General features: G+C 70.7%; 20 protein-coding genes and 1 tRNA gene. 11 read left to right on the forward strand and 10 right to left on the reverse strand.

Going from position 1 to position 24,423, the window contains the following annotated elements; all coding sequences use genetic code 11:
* Positions 1–125: 125 nt before the first annotated feature.
* Together thyA and N0B31_RS09535 are read left to right on the forward strand one after the other, a co-directional pair.
* On the forward strand, positions 126–1,148 hold the full coding sequence (gene thyA, locus N0B31_RS09530) for a thymidylate synthase (RefSeq protein ID WP_260643630.1): 1,023 nt from the start codon (positions 126–128) through the stop codon (positions 1,146–1,148).
* The gene (locus N0B31_RS09535) at positions 1,145–1,654 is read left to right on the forward strand and encodes a dihydrofolate reductase (RefSeq protein ID WP_260643631.1); all 510 of its coding nucleotides are present in this window, start codon (positions 1,145–1,147) and stop codon (positions 1,652–1,654) included. The genes thyA and N0B31_RS09535 overlap by 4 nt, the downstream gene beginning before the upstream one ends.
* A 6-nt stretch (positions 1,655–1,660) precedes the next feature.
* Here the strand turns inward: N0B31_RS09535 and N0B31_RS09540 are convergent, their stop codons facing one another.
* Both N0B31_RS09540 and N0B31_RS09545 read right to left on the reverse strand, forming a co-directional pair.
* The gene (locus N0B31_RS09540; RefSeq protein WP_260643632.1) at positions 1,661–2,596 is read right to left on the reverse strand and encodes an ADP-ribosylglycohydrolase family protein; all 936 of its coding nucleotides are present in this window, start codon (positions 2,594–2,596) and stop codon (positions 1,661–1,663) included.
* 52 nt (positions 2,597–2,648) lie between these two features.
* A complete protein-coding gene (locus tag N0B31_RS09545) occupies positions 2,649–3,041 on the reverse strand; it encodes a DUF5518 domain-containing protein (protein WP_260643633.1) in 393 nt (130 codons plus the stop codon).
* Positions 3,042–3,161: 120 nt separating this feature from the next.
* Between N0B31_RS09545 and N0B31_RS09550 the strand changes: the two genes are divergently transcribed.
* The 4 genes from N0B31_RS09550 (at position 3,162) to N0B31_RS09565 (ending at position 8,357) form a co-directional block, all read left to right on the forward strand.
* The gene (locus N0B31_RS09550; protein ID WP_368389225.1) at positions 3,162–3,347 is read left to right on the forward strand and encodes an HVO_2922 family protein; all 186 of its coding nucleotides are present in this window, start codon (positions 3,162–3,164) and stop codon (positions 3,345–3,347) included.
* 60 nt (positions 3,348–3,407) lie between these two features.
* Positions 3,408–6,527, forward strand: a complete 3,120-nt coding sequence (locus N0B31_RS09555) for an FAD-binding and (Fe-S)-binding domain-containing protein (protein ID WP_260643634.1) — start codon at positions 3,408–3,410, stop codon at positions 6,525–6,527.
* A gap of 141 nt (positions 6,528–6,668) precedes the next feature.
* Complete coding sequence (locus tag N0B31_RS09560) at positions 6,669–7,928, forward strand: helix-turn-helix transcriptional regulator (protein ID WP_260643635.1); 1,260 nt, start codon at positions 6,669–6,671, stop codon at positions 7,926–7,928.
* A 93-nt stretch (positions 7,929–8,021) separates the two neighbouring features.
* Entirely contained in the window at positions 8,022–8,357 is a 336-nt protein-coding gene (locus N0B31_RS09565; protein WP_260643636.1) for a hypothetical protein, read from the forward strand.
* A gap of 27 nt (positions 8,358–8,384) precedes the next feature.
* Here the strand turns inward: N0B31_RS09565 and N0B31_RS09570 are convergent, their stop codons facing one another.
* Complete coding sequence (locus N0B31_RS09570) at positions 8,385–9,293, reverse strand: CHAD domain-containing protein (protein ID WP_260643637.1); 909 nt, start codon at positions 9,291–9,293, stop codon at positions 8,385–8,387.
* Between the two features lie 109 nt (positions 9,294–9,402).
* On the opposite strand from N0B31_RS09570, the gene N0B31_RS09575 reads away from it, so the two are divergent.
* A complete protein-coding gene (locus tag N0B31_RS09575) occupies positions 9,403–10,053 on the forward strand; it encodes a hypothetical protein (protein ID WP_260643638.1) in 651 nt (216 codons plus the stop codon).
* Between the two features lie 39 nt (positions 10,054–10,092).
* Here N0B31_RS09575 and N0B31_RS09580 read toward each other — a convergent pair whose 3' ends face one another.
* Both N0B31_RS09580 and N0B31_RS09585 read right to left on the reverse strand, forming a co-directional pair.
* Entirely contained in the window at positions 10,093–12,612 is a 2,520-nt protein-coding gene (locus tag N0B31_RS09580; RefSeq protein WP_260643639.1) for a hypothetical protein, read from the reverse strand.
* 30 nt (positions 12,613–12,642) lie between these two features.
* Complete coding sequence (locus tag N0B31_RS09585) at positions 12,643–13,695, reverse strand: hypothetical protein (RefSeq protein ID WP_260643640.1); 1,053 nt, start codon at positions 13,693–13,695, stop codon at positions 12,643–12,645.
* A 150-nt stretch (positions 13,696–13,845) separates the two neighbouring features.
* Between N0B31_RS09585 and N0B31_RS09590 the strand changes: the two genes are divergently transcribed.
* Positions 13,846–13,920: transfer RNA gene (locus N0B31_RS09590), tRNA-Glu, on the forward strand.
* A 76-nt stretch (positions 13,921–13,996) separates the two neighbouring features.
* Here the strand turns inward: N0B31_RS09590 and N0B31_RS09595 are convergent.
* The 3 genes from N0B31_RS09595 to N0B31_RS09605 form a co-directional block, all read right to left on the reverse strand.
* Positions 13,997–14,740 (reverse strand): HNH endonuclease, encoded by a 744-nt coding sequence (locus N0B31_RS09595; protein WP_260643641.1) that lies wholly within the window; start codon positions 14,738–14,740, stop codon positions 13,997–13,999.
* 1,617 nt (positions 14,741–16,357) lie between these two features.
* The gene (ppk2, locus tag N0B31_RS09600) at positions 16,358–17,248 is read right to left on the reverse strand and encodes a polyphosphate kinase 2 (protein WP_260643642.1); all 891 of its coding nucleotides are present in this window, start codon (positions 17,246–17,248) and stop codon (positions 16,358–16,360) included.
* Positions 17,249–17,697: 449 nt separating this feature from the next.
* Complete coding sequence (locus N0B31_RS09605; protein WP_260643643.1) at positions 17,698–19,638, reverse strand: methyl-accepting chemotaxis protein; 1,941 nt, start codon at positions 19,636–19,638, stop codon at positions 17,698–17,700.
* 176 nt (positions 19,639–19,814) lie between these two features.
* Between N0B31_RS09605 and N0B31_RS09610 the strand changes: the two genes are divergently transcribed.
* Positions 19,815–20,678, forward strand: a complete 864-nt coding sequence (locus N0B31_RS09610; RefSeq protein WP_260643644.1) for a hypothetical protein — start codon at positions 19,815–19,817, stop codon at positions 20,676–20,678.
* Positions 20,679–20,699: 21 nt separating this feature from the next.
* On the opposite strand, the gene N0B31_RS09615 is transcribed toward N0B31_RS09610, so the two are convergent.
* Positions 20,700–20,924 (reverse strand): hypothetical protein, encoded by a 225-nt coding sequence (locus tag N0B31_RS09615; RefSeq protein ID WP_260643645.1) that lies wholly within the window; start codon positions 20,922–20,924, stop codon positions 20,700–20,702.
* 168 nt (positions 20,925–21,092) lie between these two features.
* On the opposite strand from N0B31_RS09615, the gene N0B31_RS09620 reads away from it, so the two are divergent.
* A complete protein-coding gene (locus tag N0B31_RS09620) occupies positions 21,093–21,935 on the forward strand; it encodes a ZIP family metal transporter (RefSeq protein ID WP_260643646.1) in 843 nt (280 codons plus the stop codon).
* A gap of 29 nt (positions 21,936–21,964) precedes the next feature.
* Here the strand turns inward: N0B31_RS09620 and N0B31_RS09625 are convergent, their stop codons facing one another.
* Positions 21,965–22,501 (reverse strand): hypothetical protein, encoded by a 537-nt coding sequence (locus N0B31_RS09625; RefSeq protein ID WP_260643647.1) that lies wholly within the window; start codon positions 22,499–22,501, stop codon positions 21,965–21,967.
* 104 nt (positions 22,502–22,605) lie between these two features.
* On the opposite strand from N0B31_RS09625, the gene N0B31_RS09630 reads away from it, so the two are divergent.
* Positions 22,606–24,363 carry a MutS-related protein gene (locus N0B31_RS09630; RefSeq protein ID WP_260643648.1) on the forward strand — a complete coding sequence of 586 codons (1,758 nt, stop codon included), beginning with the start codon at positions 22,606–22,608 and terminating at the stop codon, positions 24,361–24,363.
* Positions 24,364–24,423 lie beyond the last annotated feature (60 nt).

The raw sequence follows: 24,423 nt of genomic DNA on the forward strand, positions 1-24,423 counted from the left end.
ACACCACTTCCGCCCTGTGGACAATCTTATTGTCGCGGCTTCGTCACCGGAGGGTAACGAGCGGTCGTCACCTGCGAGCCGGCACCGGGGCCGCGCCGGGCGGCGACCACCTCGACCCACGAACGATGCAACAGTACCTCGACCTCGTCGACCGCGTCCTCCGCACGGGGACGTACAAGCCGAACCGCACAGGCGTCGACACGGTGTCGGCGTTCGGCCAGCAGTACCGCGTTGACCTCGCAGAGGGGTTCCCCCTGCTCACCACGAAGGAGATGACCGGCTTCCGCTGGAACTCGCTCATCCACGAGTTCCTCTGGTACCTCTCGGGCGAGGAGCACGTCCGCACCCTCTCCGAGGAGACCGCCATCTGGGACGCGTGGGCCGACGACGAGGGACGCCTCGACACGGCCTACGGGCGCTTCTGGCGCCGCTACCCGGTCCCCGAGGGGGCCGACCGGCTGCCGGGCGAGAGCTGGGCGGACCCGGACGGCGACGGCGCCCGCTGGGTCAACGAGGAGGACGGCCGGCGCACCTTCGACCAGATCGGGTACGCGCTCGACACGCTGCGGGAGAACCCCAACTCCCGGCGCATCGTCGTCGTCGCGTGGCACCCCGCGAACGCAGCCGTCTCCACGCTGCCGCCGTGTCACTACACCTTCGTGTTCAACGTGCAGGGTGACCGCCTGAACGTCCACCTGACCCAGCGCTCGGGCGACGTGGCGCTCGGCATCCCGTTCAACATCGCGGCCTACAGCCTGCTCTGTCACGCCGTCGCCAACCGCACCGGCTTCGAGGTGGGCGAGTTCGTCCACAGCGTCGTCGACGCACACGTCTACTGCGGGCAGGGCGCGCGCGGCGACTGGTACGCCGACAACCTCGGCGCGCTCCAGTCCCGCCTCGCCGACGTGGACGAGCGCGAGGCGTACCTCGACGTGCGCGACTGGCTGGTCGAGGCCGCCCCCGCCGAACCCGAGGACGAGGAGGGCTACGACCACGTTCCGGGGCTGCTGGAGCAGTGTGCTCGGACGCCGAAGGCCCGGCCCACCATCGAGGTGGCGGACAAGCCGCTCGACGAACTCGTCTTCGAGGACGTCCAGCTCCACGACTACGAGTCGGCGCCCGGACTCCGGTTCGCCGTGGCCGAATGAGCGGGCGCGATAGCGCACGTCCGCGGGTCGTCCTCGTCGCCGCCGTCGCCGAGAACGGCGTCATCGGCGTCGACGGCGGGATGCCGTGGCACTACCCCGCTGACCTGCGACACTTCAAGGAGACGACCACGGGCCACCCCGTCGTGATGGGGCGGACGACCTACGAGTCCATCGTCGCCGACCTCGGCGGCCCCCTGCCCGACCGGACGAACGTGGTGCTCTCGACGCGCGACCTCGACCTCCCCGAGGGGGCGGTGCTCGCGGACTCGCTCGACCGGGCGCTCGAGCGCGCACGCGAGGCCCCGGGCGGCGACACCGTCTACGTCGTCGGTGGGGAGACCGTCTACGAGCAGTTCCTCGACCGGGCCGACGCGCTGGTGCTGACCGAGGTGCCCGAGTCGCCCGAGGGCGACACCCACTTCCCCGCGTTCGACGCCGAGATGTGGCGGGAGGTCGAACGCCGCGAGGCGGGCGAACTGGCCTTCGTCACCTACGAGCGACGCTGAGCCGGCTCAGACCGCGCTGTCGAACTCGCCCGAGACGAGGTCGGTCGCCAGCCCCCGGAGGTGGTCTGCCAGCGGGTCGCCGGCTGCCGTCCGGAGGTAGTCGACCCACCGCTCGGGCAGGGCGCTCGTGCCGAACCGGGCCCCCGCGACGGCACCGGTCACGGCGCCGAGGGTGTCGGCGTCGCCACCGCGGTTGACCGCGGTGATGATGGCCGCCTCCGCGGTGTCGGCCACGAGCGCGTCGTGGAGGCTCGTCTGGAGCGTCGAGACGACGTACCCCGAGTTGTCGAGCGCCTCGTCGTCGCCCTCGCCCACGCCGTCGAGCGCGCCCCGGAGTTCGCCGGGCAGCTCGGTCGTCTCCAGCGCCCGGGCCAGCGGGTCGGTCTCGCCGTCGAGGAACCCGCGTATCGTCCGGTTCAACACCGCACACCCGGCCTGACAGCGCGGGTCGAAGTGCGTGATGGCCGAGGAGGCGCGGCTCACACGGTCGAGTCGGCCGCCCGAGAACGCGAGGGCGTGCGGGGCACAGCGCATCACGCTCCCGTTTCCGGCGTTGCCACCCTCGGCGAGGCGCTCCCAGACCGTCTCGCCGGCCTGCAGGGCCGGCGTGCCCGACCGGAGCTCGTTGATGGCGTCGCTGGTCGTCAGCCCCACGTCGAACGGACCGGCCTCGAGCCAGTCGACGAACCGGCGCCCCACGTCGTCGGGGGCGAATCGGCCCGTCTCGACGAGGCTCTCGGCGATGCACAGCGCGAGGTCCGTGTCGTCGGTGACGGTCCCCGCGGGCTGGCGGTGGGTCCCCTGGCCGACCATCTCGCGGAGGGTACCGTGTTCGCGGTCGATATCCGCTGGCGAGCGGAACTCGACGGGGCGCCCGAGCGCGTCGCCGCAGGCGAGTCCGAGGAGCGCTCCCTTCGCCCGGTCAAGCGTGTCGTCGTCCATGGCAGTGGCTGGGGCCGGCGCGGGGAGAATCCTTCGGCACGAGCGCTCGCTGCTACAGTTCGCGGTGGAGGTACGCGCCCAGCACGCCGCCGACGGCCGAGAGCCCGACGGTGTACAGCAGGCCGAGGAGGCCGACGAACAGGAAGGCGACGAAGCCGAGCGCGCCGACGGCGCCACCGCGCGGGCCCATCATCGGGACGAACGCGAGGAAGAACCCGCCGAACAGGAACCCGACGAGTGCGAGGGGGACGATGGCGACGAGGCCGGCGTACAGCCCCACCTTCAGGCCGGCGTCGGTGTCCGGCCCTTCGAGGTAGCCCGCAAGCGCGCCACCGAGGACGGTGGAGAACGGGAGGAACGCGAGGACGATGCTGGCGAGGCCGCCGACGAGCGCGTTGACGCCGGTACTGGAGCCGTACTCGGAGAGCGGAGGGCTACTCGACATGCCCGCAGGTGGTTCGGCACCGTACAAGAAGGTTCGCCGTCCGTGTCACCGGCCCCGGAGCGGCGTCTCGGATGCGGAGTGGCCCGCGGATTCTTGCCGTTCGGGTGCCACCGTCCGTGTATGGGAGCGACGTTCGAACTCTACGAGGACCGCGAGGGGAAGTACCGCTGGCGACTCGTCCACGACAACGGGAACATCATCGCGGACTCCGGTGAGGGGTACGCGACCCGGCAGAAGGCCCGGCAGGGCATCGAGAGCGTGCGGGCGAACGCGCCCGACGCGCCGCTCGAGTCACTCGAGGACTGACGGCGCAGCGCGGCCCGGCCGTCGGACGCTTTTTAGCCACCCGCCCGCGTAGCCGTGTGCATGGCGACCGAGGGACGTGGCGGGCACGGCGAGAGCGCGCGACACGTCGACGACGACGGCAGTGACGGCGACGTACCCCCGGACCCCGCGAGCGACCCGCGGGCCGACTACGACTATCGCTCGGACGACGGAGACGCAGTGGGAGGGACCGGGACCGACCCCGCCCTCGCGGCCGCGCTGGACCGCCTCGTCGACGGCGAGGTCCGGTTCGACGAGTACACCCGCACGCTGTACGCCACCGACGCCTCTGCCTACGAGGTGCCCCCGGTCGGCGTGGTGTTCCCGCGTCACACCGAGGACGTGGCGGCCGTCGTCTCGCACTGCCGCGAGGCGGGCGTCGCCGTCCTCCCGCGCGGGGCGGGCACGTCGCTCGCGGGCCAGTCGGTGAACGAGGCCGTGATCCTGGACTTCACGAAGCACATGGACCGGGTGCGAGACATGGACCTCGACGCACCCGAGGTACGCGTCCAGCCCGGTTGCAGGCTGGGCGACCTGAACGACCGACTGGCCGACCACGGGCTGAAGTTCGCGCCCGACCCCGCGTGGGGCGACAAGTCCGTCGTCGGCGGTGCCGTCGGCAACAACTCCACCGGCGCACACTCGCTGCAGTACGGCAAGACCGACGCCTACGTCGAGTCGCTCGAGGTGGTGCTCTCTGACGGGTCGATCCACGAGTTCGGCGAGATGACGCTCGAGGAACTCCGGTCGCGGGCCGACGGCGACTGGAACCTCGAGTCGAAGGTCGCCCGCGAGGTGCTCCGCATCGTCGAGGAGGAGGCCGACGCGGTGGACGAGGCGTTCCCCGACCTCAAGCGGAACGTCTCGGGGTACAACCTCGACCGGCTGGTCGAGGAGGGTCGCGAGGCCCTCGCCGACGACGAGGCGACGGTCAACCTCGGCCGACTGCTCGCCGGGAGTGAGGGGACCCTCGCCGTCGTCACCGAGGCGACGCTCTCGCTCGAACCCATCCCGGAGACGAAGTCGGTGGCCCTGCTCGCGTACCCGGACCTCGTGGACGCGATGGAGGACGTCGCCCCCATCCTTGAACACGACCCCGCGGCCGTCGAGGTGATGGACGACGTGTTGCTGGACCTCGCCCGCGACACCAGCGAGTTCGGCGACCTCGTCGGCGAGATGGTGCCCGAGGGGACGGGCGCGATGCTGCTCGTGGAGTTCTACGCCGACTCGGACGCCGAGGGGCGCGAGAAGGTGGCCGGGCTGCTGGCCGACCGCTCGCCCGACACCCCCACCGAGGCCGCGGTGCCCGACTGGGCGCCCGAGACGGGTGCGGCCGTCCGGGCCACGCAAGCCGACGAGGCCCACGACGACGCCGAGCGCGCCCGGTTCTGGAAGCTCCGGAAGTCGGGGCTCCCCATCCTCCTCTCGCGGACGAGCGACGCGAAACACATCTCGTTCATCGAGGACACCGCCGTCCCGCCCGAGGCGCTGCCGGGGTTCGTCACGGAGTTCCGCGAGGTGCTGGAGGCCAACGGCACCTCCGCCTCGTTCTACGCCCACGCGGGGCCCGGCTGTCTCCACGTCCGCCCGCTCGTGGACACGAAGACCGTGGAAGGCATCGCGCAGATGGAGGCCATCGCCGACGGCGTGACCGACCTCGTCGTCGAGTACGGCGGGAGCGTCTCGGGCGAGCACGGCGACGGCCGCGCCCGGAGCCAGTGGAACCGGAAACTGTACGGCGACCACGTCTTCGAGCTGTTCGTCGACCTGAAGCGGGCGTTCGACCCCGACGGTATCCTGAACCCCGGACAGGTCTGCGGCGACGTCTCGATGACCGAGCACCTCCGGTTCGACGACGAGTACGACCTCGACCTCGGGTTCGAGCCGGCGCTGCACTGGGAGAACGAGAACGGGATGGCCGGGATGGTCGAACTCTGTCACGGCTGCGGGGGCTGTACCGGCCCGCAGCACACGACCGGTGGCGTGATGTGTCCGACCTACCGCGCGACGGAGGAGGAGATCCAGTCGACCCGTGGCCGGGCGAACATGCTCCGGCAGGCGATGAGCGGGACGCTCGACGCCGAGAGCACCGACCCCGAGTTCCTCCGGGAGGTGCTCGACCTCTGTGTTGGATGCAAGGGGTGTGCCCACGACTGCCCGAGTCAGGTCGACCTCGCCAAGATGAAGGTGGAGGTCGAACACGCCCACCACCAGGAGTCCGGGTCGACCCGCCGCGAGCGGCTGTTCGCGAACGTCCACACCCTCTCGAAGGTCGGGTCGGCGCTCGCGCCGCTCTCGAACGTCGTCCAGTCGCTCCCGGGGAGTGGGTGGCTGGCTGAGCGGACGCTCGGCATCGCCCGCGAGCGGTCGCTCCCTCACTTCGAGCGCGAGACGTTCCGCGACTGGTTCGCCGCACGCGAGGGCGGCCTGCCCGAGCGCGAGGCGACCCGACGGGCGGTGCTCGTCCCCGACACCTACAACGACTACTCGAACCCCGCGGTGTTGCGGGCGGCCGTCCAGGTGCTGGAGGCGGCCGGCGTCCACGTCGACGTCCCGGACACCGGCCCCACCGGCCGGGCCGCCCACTCACAGGGGTTCCTCGACGTGGCGAAGGAGCGGGCGACCGCGACGGTGGGCGAACTCGCCCCCCGCGTGGAGGACGGCTGGGACGTGGTCGTCGTCGAACCGTCCGACGCCGTGATGCTCCAGTCGGACTACAGGGACCTCCTCTCGGGGACGGCCGTCGACCTGCTCTCGGAGTACACCTACGGCGTCTGTGAGTACCTCGACCACCACGACCTGACGGCCGGCGTCGACTGGCGCTCCGACACGTCCGCCGGGTCGCTCACCTACCACGGCCACTGCCACCAGAAGGCCACGCGGAAGGACCACCACGCCGTCGCCGTCCTCCGCGGGGCCGGCTTCGAGGTGGACCCGCTCGACTCCTCCTGTTGCGGGATGGCGGGGTCGTTCGGCTACGAGGCCGAGCACTACTCGATGTCGAAGGCGGTCGCCGAACAGTTGTTCGAACTGGTGGACGCGAGTCCGGGCGACCGCGTCGTCGCACCGGGGGCGTCCTGCCGGACGCAGCTGGGTGACCGCGAGGGGAGCGAGTCGCCGCCGCACCCGGTGCAGGTGCTGGCCGAGGCGCTCGCCGACTAGCCGCTCGTGACGGGTTTCGAGGGGGCTCGCGGCCCACAGCCGACGGCGAGCGAGCGACTCGCCATCGGTGCGTGCCACAGGGATTTTATAACGCGCCGGGAGAGGTAGCAACAGATGCGACCGGACCGTCCCACGCGTGCAATGGCCCTCTCCCTCGCCCTCGCGAGCCTCCTCGTCGTCGGCGTGGGTGCGCCGCTGCTCACGCTCGGTGCGCCCACCGTCGCCGCGGGGGCACCGGCCGCGGGGACACAACCCGCGACGGCCGACCGCCCCGGCCCCGAGAGCGTCGCCGAGGCCCAGCAGGAGTTCGACCGGACCGCGTTCCTCGTCACGGTCTACGGGAACGGCACCGCGCGGTGGACGTTCCGCTTCGAGCGGACGCTCTCGAACGAGACCGAGCGACAGGACTTCGAGACGTTCGCCGACCGGTTCGACAGCGAGGAGACGGCACTCTACACGGACTTCGTCAACCGCTCGGAGCGACTCGTCAGCGCGGGGACGAACGCCACCGACCGGGAGATGGCCGCCGAGGCGTTCCAGCGCGACGCACGGGTGAGCGAACTCGGCAACGAGGGTATCGTCGAGATGTCGTTCCGCTGGGTCGGGTTCGCCACCGTCGAGGGCGACCGGGTCGTCGTCGGCGACGTGTTCGAGGGCGGTCTCTACATCCGGGCCGACCAGCGACTCGTGTTCACCCGCGGGCCGGGCGTCGTGTTCGAGGAGGCCTCCCCCTCGCCGGAGTCGATCGCCGGCGAGTCGCTGGCCGAGAGCGATTCGGTGACCTGGCGGGGCGAGCGGACGTTCGCCGACGAGCGCCCGCGGGTGGTGCTCGCGCAACCCTCGGCGTCGACGGGGACCGCCACGGCGACCACCTCGCCCGGCACGGGCGGTGGCCCGGCGGACACGGCGACCACGCCCGGCGCCGGTGGTGGCGGCGGTGGCCTCGGGATGCTCCCGCTGGTCGGCCTGCTGGCTGTCCTGTTGCTGGGCGTCGGGGGGGCCGTCGCCTACCGCTCGGGCGCGCTCGGCGGCGGCGACGCCGGCGCGGCCAGCGCGACGATTACGGGGGACGACGGCGACGGCGACGGCGGGGCCGCGGCGGCCGCAGCCGGTGCCGCCGGCGAGGCCGACCCCGAGCCCGAACCGGCGGTCACCGACGCGGAACTCCTCTCGGACGAGGAGCGCGTGATGCGCTTGCTGGACGAGAACGGCGGCCGCATGAAGCAGGTGAACATCGTCGACGAGACCGACTGGTCGAAGTCGAAGGTGTCGATGCTCCTCTCGGAGATGGAGGAGGCCGGCGAGATCTCGAAGCTCCGGGTGGGCCGCGAGAACATCATCTCGAAGAAGGGGATGGAACCCGACGCGGCGCGCTCGCCGTTCGAGGACGAGGACGCCTGAGTCCCGGCGACTGCCCGGTACCCCACGTTCACGCGGCCGAGACGGTTGCGCAACTCTCAACTGTTAGCACACCCCACTGCTATCGAGACCTATATGCCCACCATCGAAGCCGACGCCATCTCGGGCGACACCGTCGAGTCTCTGGAGGCAGTCGAGGGGTCGGGAGCCGGAATCCGGCCCGTCCTCGACCGCTACGCGGCCTTCGTCGAGGCGGTGACGGGGTTCACCCCGAGCGACGACCTCACCGCCGACGACTGTTACCGCATCGGGAACCGTATCGAGGCGTTCGTCGAGGAGCGCCATCGGGCGGGCGAGTGGGACGAGACGGTCGTCGAGGGGTACCCGGTGGTCGAGTCGCGGTCCGAGGTCCTCGCGCTCGCACGGCTCTTCCGCCGGTGTCACGAGGAGCGGGTCGAGGAGCGTCACTGAACGGTTCGAGCGGGGACCGACGCCGCCTCAGCGCTCGGGGTCGTACTCGTGGGCGGCTCGCCAGTAGGTGCCGACACGGTCGACCAGTCGGTCGGGTTTCTCGGTGAAGACGCGTTCGCCCAGCGCCCGCCCCTCGCGGTGGTACTCGGCCCGCCGGCCGAGACAGACCCGTTCGAGGGACTCGCGGACCGCCGGGTCGAACAGTTCCTCGTCTGCCAGCAGCATCGTGAACTCCGCGAGGTCGTTCGCGTCGCCGACGACGTCGGAGAGATCCTTGAGCGCCGAGCGACGGGCCTTCATCGGCCCGACCCACACCTGCCGGAGCAGGCGACAGTGATAGCGGTGGTACTTGACCCGCTTTCGCCACTCGTGGAACCGCTCGAACTCGGGGTCCTCGTACGCTTCGGCCATCCGGTTGCGCCCCCGCTTGTACGACTTGCGGAGCCCCCCGGCCACCGCGTCGTAGCCCTCGGTGGCGATGGGGAGGGTGTCGACGCGCTCGCGTCCTTCGAGCAGGTCCCGTCGCACCGCCGCCAGCCGCGCCTTGACGTCCTGTTCGCGGGCCAGCTCGTCCCGGCGCTCGACGAGCGTCTCGCGCACCTCGGCGAGCGTCCCCTCGTCCAGCGCCCCGTGTTCGATGGCCGCCGGCTCGACGTGGTCGTCGAACGTCTCGATGGCGGCGTGAGCGTCCCTGATATCGGAGACGCGACGGCCGGCGTCACGGTAGTGCGCGTTCTCCTCGCTGTAGGTCGAGAGCACCGGTCGCACCAGCCGCATCGCCGCCCGGATCTCCTTGCACCGCTTTCGGACCTCGTGGACGGTCTCGTGCACGTCGGCGTCCCCGTCGATCTCCGCGAGACCGGCCTCGACCTTCCCGTCGACGATCCGCTCGATACCCGAGGAGACCGTCTCGTCGGTCTGCAGGGTGTACTCCATCCGCGACAAGACTCGGGGCGGACGCACTTTAGTCCACGCCCCACGCGTGCCGAGCCGAGGGGGTGTCTCTCGCACCTAGCTTGATGCCCGTCGCTCGCGGGCGTCCGGTATGTCACAGCCCACGGAGACGAACGCACTCGAGGTCCGCTGGTTCGGCGACGGGCCCCCGCCGGAGCCGCTCCGGGAGTGGTTCGGTCGCCTCGGTGACGCCGACGCCGGGTCCCGGACCGATCTGTACCTCGCGCCCACCGACGCCGCGCTCAACCTCAAGCTCCGCGACGAGGGCGACGGGTTCGTCGAGGTGAAACGGCGACTGGGGGCGCCGGTCTCGCGCACGGTCGGGGGCGAGGTCGACGGGCACGTCGAGCAGTGGTACAAGTGGAGTTTCTCGCTCGACGAGCGTGCTGCCCTCCGAGCGCGGGACCCGACGGGTCTCTGGGTTCCGGTCCAGAAGTCGCGACTCCTCCACAGGCTCGACGGCGACGACGCATCCGCGTCGGGGGTGGCCGGTCCGACGGCACACGTCGAACTCACGGCGGTGACCACGCCGACCGCCAACGCCTGGACCGTCGGCGTCGAGGTGGCCGGGCCGGCGGCCGAGCTCGAACCGGCGTTCGACGCCGCCGTCGCCACGGTGTTCGCCGAGCCGTGCCCGGCCGCCCTCACCGAGGCCCGGTCGGTCGGCTACGCCGCGTGGCTCGACGCGGAACCCACGCAGGCCGGGGCCGACCCAGCGGTGCTCGTCCCCTCGCGCCGCTGAGGAGGGACGGCGGGCGGTACGGCGACCGCCGGTGTGGGCTCAGTTCCCGTCGCCTCCGCCACCCCGGACCGTCGTCGACGACGAGGCCGACCCGGACTCGCGGCCGGAGCGCCGAGTCGACGACTCGCTCGTCCGCTCGCCGTCTTCGGTGTCGGTCGCGTTCTGCGCCTCGGTCACGGTGTAGGTGAGCGTGACCGGGTCGTCGAGGCTGTAGGGCACGCCGTCGCGGTCGACGGCGTACGCCGGGCCGAGCGTGATGGTGTTGTTGCCGGTTCGAGGCGTCTCGTCGCCGAACCGCCGGGCCTCCACGCGGAGGGTGGCGATGGTGAACGAGCCGTTGGGCGAGGAGACGATCTCGAGCGACTCGGCGTGTGCACTCGACCGGTCACCGCCCATCCCGCCGCCGCCGCTGGCCGAGCGGTAGTCGAGCGTCCGCGCGAGGTCGAGGTTCAGCGAGACGGACGGCGGGCCGGTCCGGTTGGCCTCGACGCGGAACGCGCGCAGGCCGGCGTCCGCACCGGCGAGCGTGAGGTTCGTCGACGCCGAGCCGTCGGCCGGGAGCGTCAGCGTCTCGTTCCTCGGGACGACGCGCACGTCGCGCTCCTCGTGGATCACGACCACCTGGTCGGTGGCGGGTTCGGTCGCGTCGAACGTCTCGTCGGCAGTCACCGTCACGCGGTAGAGGCCGGCCGGCAGCGCACTCGCGTTCAGGGTGAGGTTCCGGTCGCCGTCGGCCGGCATCGCCACGGTGCCGTAGGGCCGGCCGTCGAACGTCCCGACGCTCTGCATCCCCCCGAACTGCGGGTCGGCCGCGAGCGCCGCCCGGAGTTCGGCGGGCGTCGGACTGGAGCCGTTCAGTCGCGTCAGGCCGACGCGTGCGGTGAACGACTCGCCCTCGGCGTCGATGGCCGCCTCGACGACGCCCTCGCCGTCGAACGTCTCGACGACGCGGTCGTCGAAGCCCGGCCCGTCGCTCGGCCCGGGTCGGGGGCGGTGGTCGGGTCGGTAGTCGAACCGGAGCCGGCGGTCACGCACCTCGAACGCGACGGCCGACTCGTTGCCGGTGATGCCGACCGTCGACCCGTTCTCGAGACCGACCCAGAAGTTCGGGGCCGTCCGCACGGCGTAGCGGCCCGACTCCAGCGTCGCCGTCTCGAACGTGACCGACCCGTTCGCCGTCGTCAGCCGACGGACGAGTCGGGGCTCGTCGAACTCGGTGTACTCCCCGGGGAGTCGCAGGAGTCCGAACGTCGTCCCGCCGGGCGCGTCGAGTCGGAGGTTCTGGCCGCGGTAGGCGGTCTGGTTCGTCGTCACGCCCGCGTGCGCTTCGAGGGGGGCCGCCGCCGGCGACGGGACCGTCGTCTCGCTCACCGTACCGCTGACGGTTATCTCGAACGTCTCGGGCGTCGACCCCGTCCGGTTGTAGCGAGTGCCGTAGAGTCGGACCGTGCCGTCCTCGAGCAGGCGGGGGACGGCGCCGAACCGCTCGCCCTCGACGCTGGCCGTCCCCACGGCACCCGTCGGGGTGACGTGCGTGAGGCGCGTCCCGCGCTCGCCGAACTCCCCGTTCAGGTCGTGGACCGCGAGCAGGCCCTCGCCGGTGTCGACGGCCGCCCGCGCTCGGACCCGCGGTTCGGCCGGGTACGTCCGACTCCAGCGGACCGCGCCGTCGGCGTCGACGCGCGCGGCCCACGGGTCGACCTCGCCGAACCCACGGACGCCCGCGTCACCGATCAGCAGCGCACCACCGTCGTCGGTCGCCGTCACGCCGGCGACGCGGCGCTCGTGGAAGCCGCCGAGCGTCACGTTCAGCTCGACGCTCCCGTTCGGCGCCACGCCGAGCACCCAGCCCTGGTCGTAGCCGAACTGGCCGCCGACCAGGTAGCCGCCGTCGTCGGTGGCGGCGAGCGACCGGGGCCGGCCACCCTCGTAGGTCCGGTTCCACGCCACCGTCCCGTCGGGAGTGACCCGGAGCAGACTCGTCGCCCGGTCACGCGTCCCGGTCGGACGGGCGAGGACCACGCCACCGTCCGGTGCGGCCACGAGGCCGCCGCGCTCGGCGAACGTGGCGTTGCCGAGCGACTCGGTCCAGACGACGGAGCCGTTCGTGTCGAGGCGGAGGAGTCGCTCCTGCGGTCGCTCGGTCGGGGGCGTCGACGCCGACCGGACCGGCCCGACGGTCTCGACGACGTAGATGGCCTCGTCCGTCGCGGCGACCGACCGCCCGACCCGGGATGCGTTGGCCGCCTCGTACGACCGCTGCCAGACGACCGACCCGTTCCGGTCGACCCGGGTGACGGTGAGGTTCGGGGCCTCGGGTGCCGTCCCGCCGACGAGGTACGTCCCGCCGTCGGGGGCCGGCGCCACGTCGAGGATGGCACCGGTACCGGGCACCGTCTCGGTGTGGTTGCTCGCGTCCGTGGCGACTGACAGCGCGGGCGAGGCGTCGCTCGCAGGCGCGTCGGCGTTCACGCTCGCCCCGACCGGGAGTCCGGTCAACGGGGCGAGAACCATCAGTACGACTGCTATCGCTACCGCGGGGACCAACCGCTTGTGCATACGTCACGAGACTGTAGGATACCGAACTTATCAGTTGCGGTCGCCCGTCCCGTGTGCACGTCGCCCGAAGGGGGTCGTCCCGTCGTCGGGCCGGGGGTCGAGGAACCGAGCCGGTGCCACCGCGGCCACGAGGACGACCGCGGGAGCGACGACGAACCCCGCCCACGTCACGAGCGCCGTGACCCCGACGAGGGCGAGCCCGACGCGCGTGCCGAGCGTCGGGCGGAGGCCGTCACGCAGTCGCCAGGCCACCCACCCGCCGCCGACGAGGGGGACGACCACGAACGCCGCCGTGACGAGCGCCCCCGGCGTCAGCCCGGTCTTCGAGAGCGCGAGCCCCATCTGGAGGGCGGCGCTCACGCCCGTCCCGACGACGAGGAGCGCCGCGACCCCGACCCACCTGGCGAAGGGGCGCGCGAGCCCGGTGGCTCGACGACGCCACGCCAGCGCCACCCCCCCGAGGAGCGTCACGGCCCACGGTCCGTAGACGAGGACGGGCGACTGGCCCTCCCAGAGGTGGGTCTGGACGAGGTCGAACGGGACGGTGAGATACTCGACCAGCGAGAACTGCTCGCGGTAGCCGAGCGCCACCCCCACCTGTCCGGCACGATCCGCCGGCTCGTAGACGGCGAGGAGGTACGTGGTGTCGCGCGTGACCGGCTGGTCGAGGTCGGCCGTGTGGTAGTTGGCCGACGGCCCGAACGGTTCGTAGCTGGGCGATCCGGGCCGCTCGCCGGGGACGACCGTCGCCCCCATGCCGTCGGGGACGACGACGCCATCGGGGACCGCGTCTGCCCCCTCGATGGCGGGACTCATCAGGACGAACCCCGGCGTGAACCCCGACGCCGACGGGGTGAACGTGCCCACCCGGAGTCGCTCACCGGCCGCCAGCGAGAACCGGTAGTACCGGACCTCGCCGGGCGCGAGGCGGTCGTAGAACGACCACGACTTGGCGGCGTCCGGGACGTCGACGGCCCGCTCTGGCGTCGTGTTGCCCTCAGGGAACGTCGGGACGTGGGCGAGCGCCGGCGTCGCCAGCAACAGGAGTGCGACGAGCGCGATCGTCACCCGGGTCGTGTGCATCGGCCTCTAGACGTCGGCACGCTGGATAACTGCTCGTCCCACCGCGGACCCACCACTCGGGTGACAGTGTGGTCCGCTCACGTGCCGATTCGACACACAGCGCCGGGAAAGCGCAACCGTTAAACGTCAATCCCCGCTACGTTCAGATGCGCTCTGATAGTGTAGTCCGGCCAATCATATTGCCCTCTCGAGGCAATGACCGGGGTTCAAATCCCCGTCGGAGCACTTCATTTTACCAAATAGAAGCTGCACAGAGCAGTATGTGACGCCTCAGATGGCTGGAATAGATTTCCATCTGTACTCAGTCAGTGTTACTGAATAGTTCATCGTCGCCACAATTCTCCACCACGTAATGACAGGGTCGACAGAGTGTGACGAGATTATCGAGTAAGTGCGCGTCGACAGGATACTCGAACGTCCGAACAGGGGTGATGTGGTGAACTTCGAGCGGCTGTTCTGCATCTTCAGCGGCGATACCACACCGTTGACAAGTGTGGTCGTCACGCTCGAGAGCGGCCCGGCGCGCCGCGATCCAGCCGGTCGTGTAGTACTCTGACGGGGCGACCTTCGAGCTGTGACGGCGTTTGTGGTCCTCGACGAGCCAGTTGTCGTAGCACTCACGATCGCAGTAGACCCGCTGCTGCCCCTCCGCCTTCGAGCGGTAAACCGCTAATTTCGCACCACAGAATGTACAGTCCACCGTCCGTTTTCCCGATTCGTCCCGCCGCCGCGGCCTACACGTCACCGACGGGTCGGCCACGCACGTCGGACAGTAGAGACCGGACTTCTCGGAGGGGTAGTAGAGAAACGTCGCCCCGCACTCGATGCACTCGGTCTCGGTGTTGCCACGGTTCCAGTCGGCCACGCCGCCCGTGTCGTAGCAGTCGGCGCAGTAGACGCGTGCCGAATCGGGGTCGTAGAACGGCATCTCGCACGTCGCACAGGTGCAGTTCGCGAGCGGTTCGTCGTGGACTTTGGTGTGGTGCTGGCGCATCCCGGCGAGAGTCTCGAACGTCCGGTCACAGCTCGGGCAGGGGTGAGTCATCGGTATCGACCCCGGGTGGTCTCGCTATCGCTCATAAACGTGTGCGTCGTGAGCGGGGACGGGTGCGCTCGGAGCGGGGTGGTCGGGGAGGCGAGTCGCCGACTGCGGTATCGCTGGTGAGAGACCCGAGTTCGCCCAGTTTCTGGTGGGGCGTTACGTGCTCGAGCCCCAGACGTCGAGAGGGGTAGTTGCTGATCGTGGCTGACTGGTGTGTTCGGGTACGTCATACTCGACTGGCGGGGGGCACGCTATCGCATGCGCCCCACACCGCCTCGGGGCGGATAGACCGGGGGTCGAAGTCGCCAACGCGAACCGTGCGGCTTCGTCGGGGACCCGGAGTCAGCGAAGAGCGTCGCCGAGGCGACCGGTCGACGTGCGAGTACGTTGCCTGAGCAGCGCGCTACCGTCGAGGGAACGGTGTTCACGAACGAGGTCGGCTTCAGGTGGAACTCGACTGTGCAGGGGTCACCGATCGAGCACGACGAGCCGCCGGACGGACGGCGAGTTCGGGGGGCGTACCAACCCGAGCGCGCCCCGAAGCCGTGGAGGGTCGACACTCGGCGTGGGGCACGGAGGGCGTCCGAGCGCTCCAATCACTCCCGCTCGAGGCACCGTTCGGCCGGACATCCGGCGGACACGCCCGGAAAAACGGTCCTGATGGACGAATCCGAGTGTCCGGTCGGGCTACCCTCTGGCTGGATGGAGTGGAACGAACGGGTCGAGGTGACACGATGGGCGATACTCAGACATCCAGATTCCTGCCTGAGGAACCCGATAGCGACGTGGTTCGACGAGTTCCGAGTCAGTCGTCGAGCGTCGTGTCACCGCTCGTCGAGCGGACCACCAGTTCCCTGCTGTCGATGGGCAGTTCTCGGACGCGCTTGCCCGGGGGTTCGGGTCGAGTGTCCGGAGGTGAGACGCACCCAGAGCGGCCAAGACGGTTCACACGGGTCGCTGGAGCCGTATCGTCATCTGTTCGAGGAGGTGTCCGGACACTCAGCCAGAACGGCTCTCGCGGCCGTGTCCGCGGGTTTCGAGCTGATCCGGCGTAGAACGGCGGACACTCGGATACTCGGGACGTCTGTTTATGCACCGAGGTACGTTCTGAGTGTCCGACCTGTTCGTAGAGGTGATAGTATGGTACCCCGTACGGTTCGGCACTGAGGCCGGGGTCGTCGTGACTGGCCACGGTGCGATGGGCTCCAGTCGAATCGATGGTCACCGATCGTGATCAGGTCACTAGACACTCGTCACCGAGCGGGGCGGCCCGCCGCGGCGTCAGGTTCGGTCGTCGGTCGCTCGGAGGGCCGCGGGCGCACCCACGCGAAGCGACAGCTGTTCCGTGGCGTGCCCGGGGCTGGGGCTACCGATACGCTCCACGAGGCACGGGTCGGGGGCGACGACTGGCTTGTCAGTGGACGCCTCGGACGGGCGGGGCCTGCGAGGCTGGCGTGGCGCCGTTCGGCCACGGCCGTGTGGTGTCTCCTCGACCTCGTGGGGGCCGGGTGCGTGAGTCCGGTACCTCGGTGTGGTCCAGTTTGGCGACCACTCGCCGTGGTCCCGCACGCGCGGCGTCACGACCCGAACCTCATCGACGATCGATGGGGGAAGGTGCAGTCAGGAGCGCTCCACGTCGCTCGCCGGGGGGTTCGACCCGTACAGCGCGGGGACCCAGTTCTGGCTGTCGATGGCCGGGCGCTCGTAGTTCGGGTCCGTCTGCCGCTCGGGGAGCTGGGTCGGCTCGGGCATGGTGTCTTCGTAGTCGATCTGTGAGAGGAGGTGACTGATGCAGTTGAGCCGGGCGTGTTTCTTCACGTCGGCGTTGATGACGTACCACGGCGAGTCCGCCGTGTCTGTGTGGGTGAACATCGCGTCCTTCGCGCGGGAGTACTCGACCCAGCGTTCCCGGGCCTCGAGGTCGATCGGACTGAGTTTCCAGCGTCGTTTCGGGTCGTTGCTCCGCTTCTGGAAGCGTCGCTCCTGTTCCTCGTCGCTGATGGAGAACCAGTACTTGAGGAGGATGATCCCCGAGCGCTGCAACATCCGCTCGAACTCGGGGGCACTCCGGAGGAACTCCCGGTACTCATCGTCGGTGCAGAAGTCCATCACCCGTTCGACGGTGGCGCGGTTGTACCACGAGCGGTCGAACAGGACCATCTCGCCTGCGGCGGGGAGGTGCTCGACGTAGCGCTGGAAGTACCACTGGGTCTGCTCGCGTTCGGTGGGCTTGTCGAGCGCGACGACCTTCACCACCCGCGAGCTCGTCCGACGGGTGATGCGGTGGATCGTCCCACCCTTGCCGGCCGCGTCTCGGCCGTCGAAACACACGACGACGCGGAGGCCCTGCTCTCTGACCCACATCTGGAGTCTGACGAGCTCCTCCTGCAGCCGCTCGAGTTCGCGCTTGTAGTACTTCTTCTTGATCTTGCCACTGTCCTTGTAGAGGTCGTCCTCGTCGGCGGTGTGCAACACGGACTCCTCGGCCGGCAATACGGGGTGTTCGGTCATCGACCTCGCCTCGCGTGGGTACGGCGAGGCCGCATCGAGCCATCCATAGCGCGTGGTCAGTGGGCAGGGTAGATAACCGTCACCTCGCAGTGAAGCTCGATTTCGCGGGGGAACTCCGTGAACCGGTCGCCGCTCACGTCGACAGCGACCGCAGCCGTCGGCACCGGTGGCGCCACGGACGAACGGCACCGTGCTGGTCGGCTGTGAGGTGCGTACTGTCTCGTGGGAGCCGCTCGGACCGGGTCGGCGGCCGCATAGAGGAGACGGGCCACCCCTCCGGTACACCCGTGACGGTCTCCTCGGCGGTCACGGTCCGCAGAGGGTCGATTCACCATCGAAATGCGACGCAGAGCCCGGTACTCGCGTCGTGGTGGAACTCACACGTACGACGGCGTGAGCACCCACTCGCGTGACCGCGAGTGCCACGAGCCGTGTGAGCCTTCGGCCACTCAGTCGGCCGGCTGGACGCTCCCGCCTGCGTCACCGTCAGCCTCGCCGCGCACGCTGAAGCGAGCGAGGAGCTGCTGGAGTCGGTCGGCCCGCTCGTTGAGCCCACTCACGGTCGTGCTGACCTCGCCGACGGTGGCAGTCTGCTCCTCGGCGGCGGCGGAGACGCTGGCGGCCCTGTCGGCGCTCTCGACGCCGATGTCCGAGACGTCGTTCACCCGCGCGACGACCTCCTCGGCGGTCGTCGCCTGGTCGTCGGTCGCCTGGCTGATCTCCCGGATGCCAGCGTTGGCCTCGGCGGCGTGTTCACGGACCGTCGTGAACGCCTCGGTCACCTCCGAGACAGCTGCGACCCCCTCCTCCATGTGGTGGGTCGCCTCGCGGGCCTCCTCGACGGTCTCGGCGGTCTGGGTCTGGGTCTCGGTCACGAGCTGTTCGATCTCGCTGGCGGACGCCTGTGTCTCCTCGGCCAGCTGCTTGACCTCCTCGGCGACGACGGCGAACCCGTCGCCTGCGGCGCCGCCGTCGGCCCCCTGACCAGCACGGGCGGCCTCGATGTTCGCGTTGAGCGCGAGTAGGTTCGTCTGTTGGGCAATCTCGCCGATGAAGCCGGTTATCTCACCGATGTCGGCCATCTTCGCGTCGAGGCGCTCGATGTTCGCGACGGTGGTGTCCAGCGCCGTCTCGACGGTGTGGACGTTCTCGATGGCCGTCTCGGCGGTCTCGACACTCTCGTCGGCGACCGTGGCGGTCTCGTCGGCGGTGTTCGCGACCGTGTCGGCCGACGCCGCGATCTCCTCGACCGTCGCCGAGAGGTCGGTCATCTCGTCGACCGCTCGCCGGAGCATCTCGCGTTGCTCGTCGGTCCCGTCGGCGATCTCCTGGACGGAGTGGCTGACGTCCTCGCTGGCCCGCTCGATCTCCGTGACGCTGGTGTCGACGACGTCGCTCTCGGCCGCGACCTCGCGTGCGAACGACTGTATCTCGCGCATCGTCCGGTCGGTCTCGGCCACCATCTCGTTGAACGCGGCCGCGACCTTCGACATCGCCTCGCTCTCGGCGTCCTCGTCGAGTCGAACGGTCAGGTCGCCGTCGGCCGCCCGTGCCATCGCGGCGCTGTAGGTCTGGGCGCGCGTCTCCAGCCGCTCGTTCAGTTCCTCGACCGCCGCCCGCTGCTCGCGGGCGTCGGCCTGCGCGGCCTCGGCCTCGGCGCGGGCCTGCTGGACCTCCGCTTTCTGCCGTTCGAGGTCGTCTATTTCCGCACGCTTGGCCTCCACCTCGGCGAGTTGCTCTTCGACCCGTTCGCGCGACTGTTCCGTGGAGATCCACTGGGTGACCAGTCCGACGGCACCGGCCAAGACGAACACCGCGTGGATACCCCCCCAGACGAACGGTCGCTCCTGTGCAGCGACGTGGTTGTAGACGTGCGCGGGGTCGACGACACCGAAGATGCCGTGTGAGATGGCGACGAAGGCGATACCCAGCACGAACGGCAGCCAGTCCTCGTACAGCGCGAGGAACACGGTCGCGACGAAGAAGTGAAAGTGCGCCTCGATGAACCCGCCCGAGAACGCCACGAGCGTCATCGAACAGAGCACGAGCGCGAACGACGCCAGCCCGGTCCGCAGCCGCCGGCCGAGCCGCGGGACCAGCGCGAACCCGGCCACCGCGGCGACGAGTCCGGGCTGTGCGAGGACCCGCCAGAACGGCGTCTCCGGGAAGGTCGCGCCGGTCACGAGTGTGTCGGTCCCGGAGTACAGCCCCAGCGCCACTAGCACCGGGACGTGGGCGAACACCGCGAGGACGATGTTTCGGTGCCGTCTCGCCCACACCCCCTCGGAGATGGTGTCCCCGCTCGGGATGTACCGGAGGAGTTCCCCCAGTGACGACAGCTGCTCGGTACCACGCACGTTCGGTGTGTTTCCGTCGACCGCTCCGGCCATACACCGACCATTCGTGTCGTAAAAATAAGCACTACGGCCACATTATCTGGTTTGAGAATTCCACGGGGCGCGATTGGGGTACCGGACGGGAGTGAACTGCACGACTGACAGCCACCGATTGCGGCAACCCTCCCCGCAACTCCCGCGGCTATCCACCCACGCCACCAGGAGTCGGTATGCACCGGGGCGCCCCGCTCTGTCTCTTCGTCCTCCTCGCACTCGCGGGGTGCGGGGCCGTCCTCCCGGGTGGTGGTCCGAGCGCCGCGACGACGCCGACGGCCACCCCCGCACCGGTTCCGGTCGACGACGGCGAGACACGCACGCTCCCGCCGGGTGTCGGGCCTGAGCGCGTCGACGCTGCGCGCCTCGCCGAGGTAACCGCCCGGAGCGTCCGCGGCGAGACCATCCGGTTCCAGTTCGACCAGCGTGAGGCCCGCCCGGAGTTCTCGCTCGGGACGGTGTACGTCGGGCCACGCCTGACCGTCGAGGCCGTGGCCGCGGACCGCTACACCGTCCGGGTCGAGGAGGTGAACGAGCGTGGCGGTGGGCTCTCCATCGAGACCTTCGAGAACGCCACGTACGTCACGCCCGACGGGACCTACCGGTACGATGGAGAGAACGTCACGGTCGCCGGGGCCGAGGACGCGTACGGGCGGCCGTCGCGGCTGGCCGCCACGTACGTCGAGACGTACCTGGACGTGGAGACGGTGGAAGTCCGCCGCCTCGGGAACGGGAGCGTGGTCGTCGAGGGCGAGGGCGGGCAGGCGGTGAACGGGACGGACTACTCGGTCCGGGCGGTCGTCGGCCCCGACGGGGTGGTCCGGTCGTTCGAGGGCATCTACACCCGCGACGGTCGGGTGCAGTTCGCCACGTTCTCGCTGTCGCCCCGGGATGCGTTCCAGCCGCCCGAGTGGTACCGGGCGGCGACCGTCACCGCGAGTCCGACGGCCACGGCGGCGACGGCGGTACCGGCCACGACGGCGACCGGTGACGGGAACGAGAACGCGAACGGGACGGTGACCCCGACCCCGACGCCGTGACCGTGCGGCGGGCGGCCGTCGTCAGGTGAGTTCCGCGAGGAAGAGCAGCACGCTGGGGGCGACCAGCAGCACGACGCCGACGAGCAGCAGGAGCGCCGGGAGCACGAGCAGTCCCGCGTCGGTCAGGAGCCACATCCCCAGGCCGGCGAGCAGGAACAGCACCCCGAGGAGCCGGAGGAGCCACGTGAACGCGCCTTCCAGTTCGGAGTCCGCGACCAGTTCGGCGGCTTCGAGCGCTTCTTCCATGGGCGTGTGCGGACTCGCCAGCCCCGTCAATCCTGTGGCCGTGGGCGCGTCGGAATCGGTGCGGAGGGGGCGAATCGAGTGGCGACCGTCGGTGCTCAAGGTTCAAGTCGACGGGTATCGACTCGCCACCACGATGCGTACATCGGAGCCGCCGACGGGGGTGTCGTGGTGGTAGTCGTCGGTGCAGTGACGGACTCGTTCGTCCGACTGGTCGGGACCGACCCCGTCGTCCAGGGGCTGGTCGGCGGTATCGTCATCGCCGCGCTGAACCTCGTCGGCGCGTCGCTCGTCTTCGTCGTCCGCGATCCCTCGGACCGGCTGCTCGACGCCGCGCTCGGGTTCGCCGCCGGCGTGATGCTCGCGGCCTCGTTCACGAGCCTCATCATCCCCGGCATCGAGCAGTACTCGGGCGGCGACCCGATACCGGTGCTGGTGGGGCTGGCGCTCGGGGCGCTGTTCCTCGACCGGGCGGACGGCCTCGTCCCGCACGCCCACTACCTCGTCACGGGCGAGCGCCGCTCGGACGCGGCGAACCCGAGCGAGTCACTCCCCGTGAGCGAGGAGCGACTGGCGGGCGTCGTGCTGTTCGTCCTCGCCATCACGCTCCACAACATGCCCGAGGGACTCGCGGTGGGCGTCGGCTTCGGCAGCGGTGACCTCGGGACCGCCATCCCCCTGATGCTGGCCATCGGCATCCAGAACATCCCCGAGGGCCTCGCGGTGTCGGTCGCGGCAGTGAACGCCGGACTGGACCGGCGGTCGTACGCCGCGTTCGCCGGCATCCGGTCGGGGCTGGTGGAGATACCGCTGGCCGTCCTCGGCGCGTACGCGGTCCAGACCGTCTCCGTGCTCCTCCCGTACGCGATGGGGTTCGCCGCCGGTGCGATGCTGTTCGTCATCAGCGACGAGATCGTGCCCGAGACCCACACCCGTGGCCACGAGCGGGTCGCCACGCTCGGGACGATGCTCGGCGTCGTCGTGATGCTCTATCTCGACATCTCGCTGGGGTAGTCGACCGGCGTCTGCGGCCACGCCCCCGTCTACGCCCCGTCCGTCTCATCCGGGGGTTCGGCGTCGCTCGGGCCACCCAGCGGGAACGCGACGTGACCGGCCCCACGCTGGAGCCCCTCGACGAGCGACCCGAGGACGGTCGTCGTCACCTGCTCGGCCAGCTGGAGTCCCCGGAGTGGCCCGAACACGAACAGGCCGAACAGGCTCCGGACCGGGTGCGAGACCGCCTCGCGGGTGTACTCCGGCGTGTCGACCGCGAGGTGCCTGACCGGCCGGTAGCGGGGGTTGTGCCGGTCGAGTTCGACCGTCCAGTGGTCGGCGTACTCGCGTATCTGGACGTGCGGTCCGCGCTCGTCCTCGCGGTAGACACGCCACGCGCCCTTGTGGACCGAGAGGGGGACGTTGGCGCGACGCAGCGGGATGTCCGGCAACGACGGCTCGGCCCACTTCGGGACCGTCACCTCGCCGTCCGGCAGGGCGTAACGGACCGTCGCGAGCGCGGCGGGCCACGACTCCGCCTCGAGCGTCGGGCGCGAGTCCGACCGGGACCGGGTGTTCGACTCCACACCCGAGGTAGGCGGCCGGACCCGATAAGTCGCCGCCCGGCGGGGGCCAACCACGACGGGGCGTGACAGCACGCTTAACCCGTCGCCGGGACACCCACCGACGAATGCGACTGGAGGACTACTGGGGCGTCGGGCCGAAGACGGCCGCGCTGTTGCGCGAGGAACTCGGCGAGCCGGCGGCCATCGAGGCCATCGAGTCGGTCGACGGACGGACGCTTGCCGCGGCGGGGCTCTCTCGCGGGCGCGCGACTCGCATCCTGCGGCGGGCCGCCGGGGGCGAGGGACTCGACCTGCTGGCCACGCGCGACGCACGGGCGGTCTACCGTGACCTCGTCGGGCTGATGGAGGAGTACGCGGTGACCGACCACGCGGCCGACCGGGTGCGCGTGCTGACGCCGCTCGCGGACGAGACGCGCGTCGTCGAGCGACTCGACCGGACCGAGCGCGCCGTCGAGTCGTGGGAGCGACTGGACGAGTCGACCCGCGAAGCCGTCCTCGCGGCGTTCGAGGAGCACGACTCGACCGGTGGGGAGGCCGACGCGGTGGAGACGGCGCTCGCGCTCCTCGAGACGGGTGTCGGCGACGAAGGTGGCGTGTTCGACCCGCTCTCTGACCTCGACGCGGGCCGACTGGCCGAGGCGGCCACCGCGCTCCGGGCGCTCCCCGACGCGGATGGCCGAGTCGGCGAGGGAGCCGACGACCGACTCGACGGGCTCCGGGCGTCGCTCGGTGCCGTCGAGGACCTGCGGGCCGACGCCGGCGGCGTCGCCGAGGCCGTCCGCGAGAGCGCGCGGGACGCGAGCGAGTTCCGCGACGCGTTCCGCTCGCACGTCACGCGCGAGACGGGCGTGGAGGGCGAACTCGTCCGCGAGACGATGCCGAGCGAGGCGCGAGCCGCGGACACGTTCGTCACCGAGGCCCTGCGCGGGCTCGCGGCGGGCCTGCGCGAGCAGGTGGACGAACGCGAGGCCGAGGTCCGGAACCGGCTGGCCGGGGCGGTCGAGGACGGCCGCGAGGACGTCGACCGGGCCGTCGAGGTGGTCGACGACCTCGCGTTCGAACTCTCGCTGGCCCGGTTCGCCGTGGCGTTCGGCCTGCGGCGGCCCGAGCTGGTGGACCGGGGCGGCGTCCTCGCCGTTCGGGGGGCGCGCAACCTCGAACTCGTGGACCGGGGCGAGTCGGTCCAGCCCGTCGCGTACGGTCTCGGTGACCACACGCTCGACATCGACGCCCCACGCGAGGACCGGGTCGCCGTGCTGACCGGGGCGAACTCGGGCGGGAAGACGACGCTGCTGGAGACGCTCGCGGGTGTCGCCCTGCTGGCCCACATGGGGCTCCCGGTGCCAGCCGAGGAAGCGCAGGTGTCGCTCGTCGACCGCCTCGTGTTCCACCGCCGGCACGCCTCGTTCAACGCCGGCGTCCTCGAGTCGACCCTGCGGTCGGTGGTCCCCCCGGTGACCGAGTCCGGGCGGACGCTCCTGCTCGTCGACGAGTTCGAGGCCATCACCGAACCCGGGAGCGCGGCGAACCTGCTCCACGGCCTGCTGACGCTGGCCGTCGAACGCGAGGCGCTCGGGGTGTTCGTCACCCACCTCGCAGAGGACCTCGAACCGCTGCCGGACACCGCCCGGACCGACGGCATCTTCGCGGAGGGGCTGACCCCAGACCTCGAACTCGAGGTCGACTACCAGCCCCGGTTCGGGACGCTCGGGCGCTCGACGCCGGAGTTCATCGTCTCCCGTCTCGTCGCGGAGTCGACGGACGCCAGCGAGCGCGCCGGGTTCGAGGTGCTCGCGCGGGCCGTCGGACAGGAGGCCGTCCAGCGGACGCTGGCGGACGCGCGGTGGAGCGAGTCCGAGTGAGGTGGGAGTCCGAGTAGGTGACGGCCGGCGGGGGGCTTTTTGCTCCGTGCTGACGACGCC

The organism is Salinirubellus salinus (genome assembly GCF_025231485.1).
Taxonomy (GTDB): Archaea; Halobacteriota; Halobacteria; order Halobacteriales; family Haloarculaceae; genus Salinirubellus; species Salinirubellus salinus.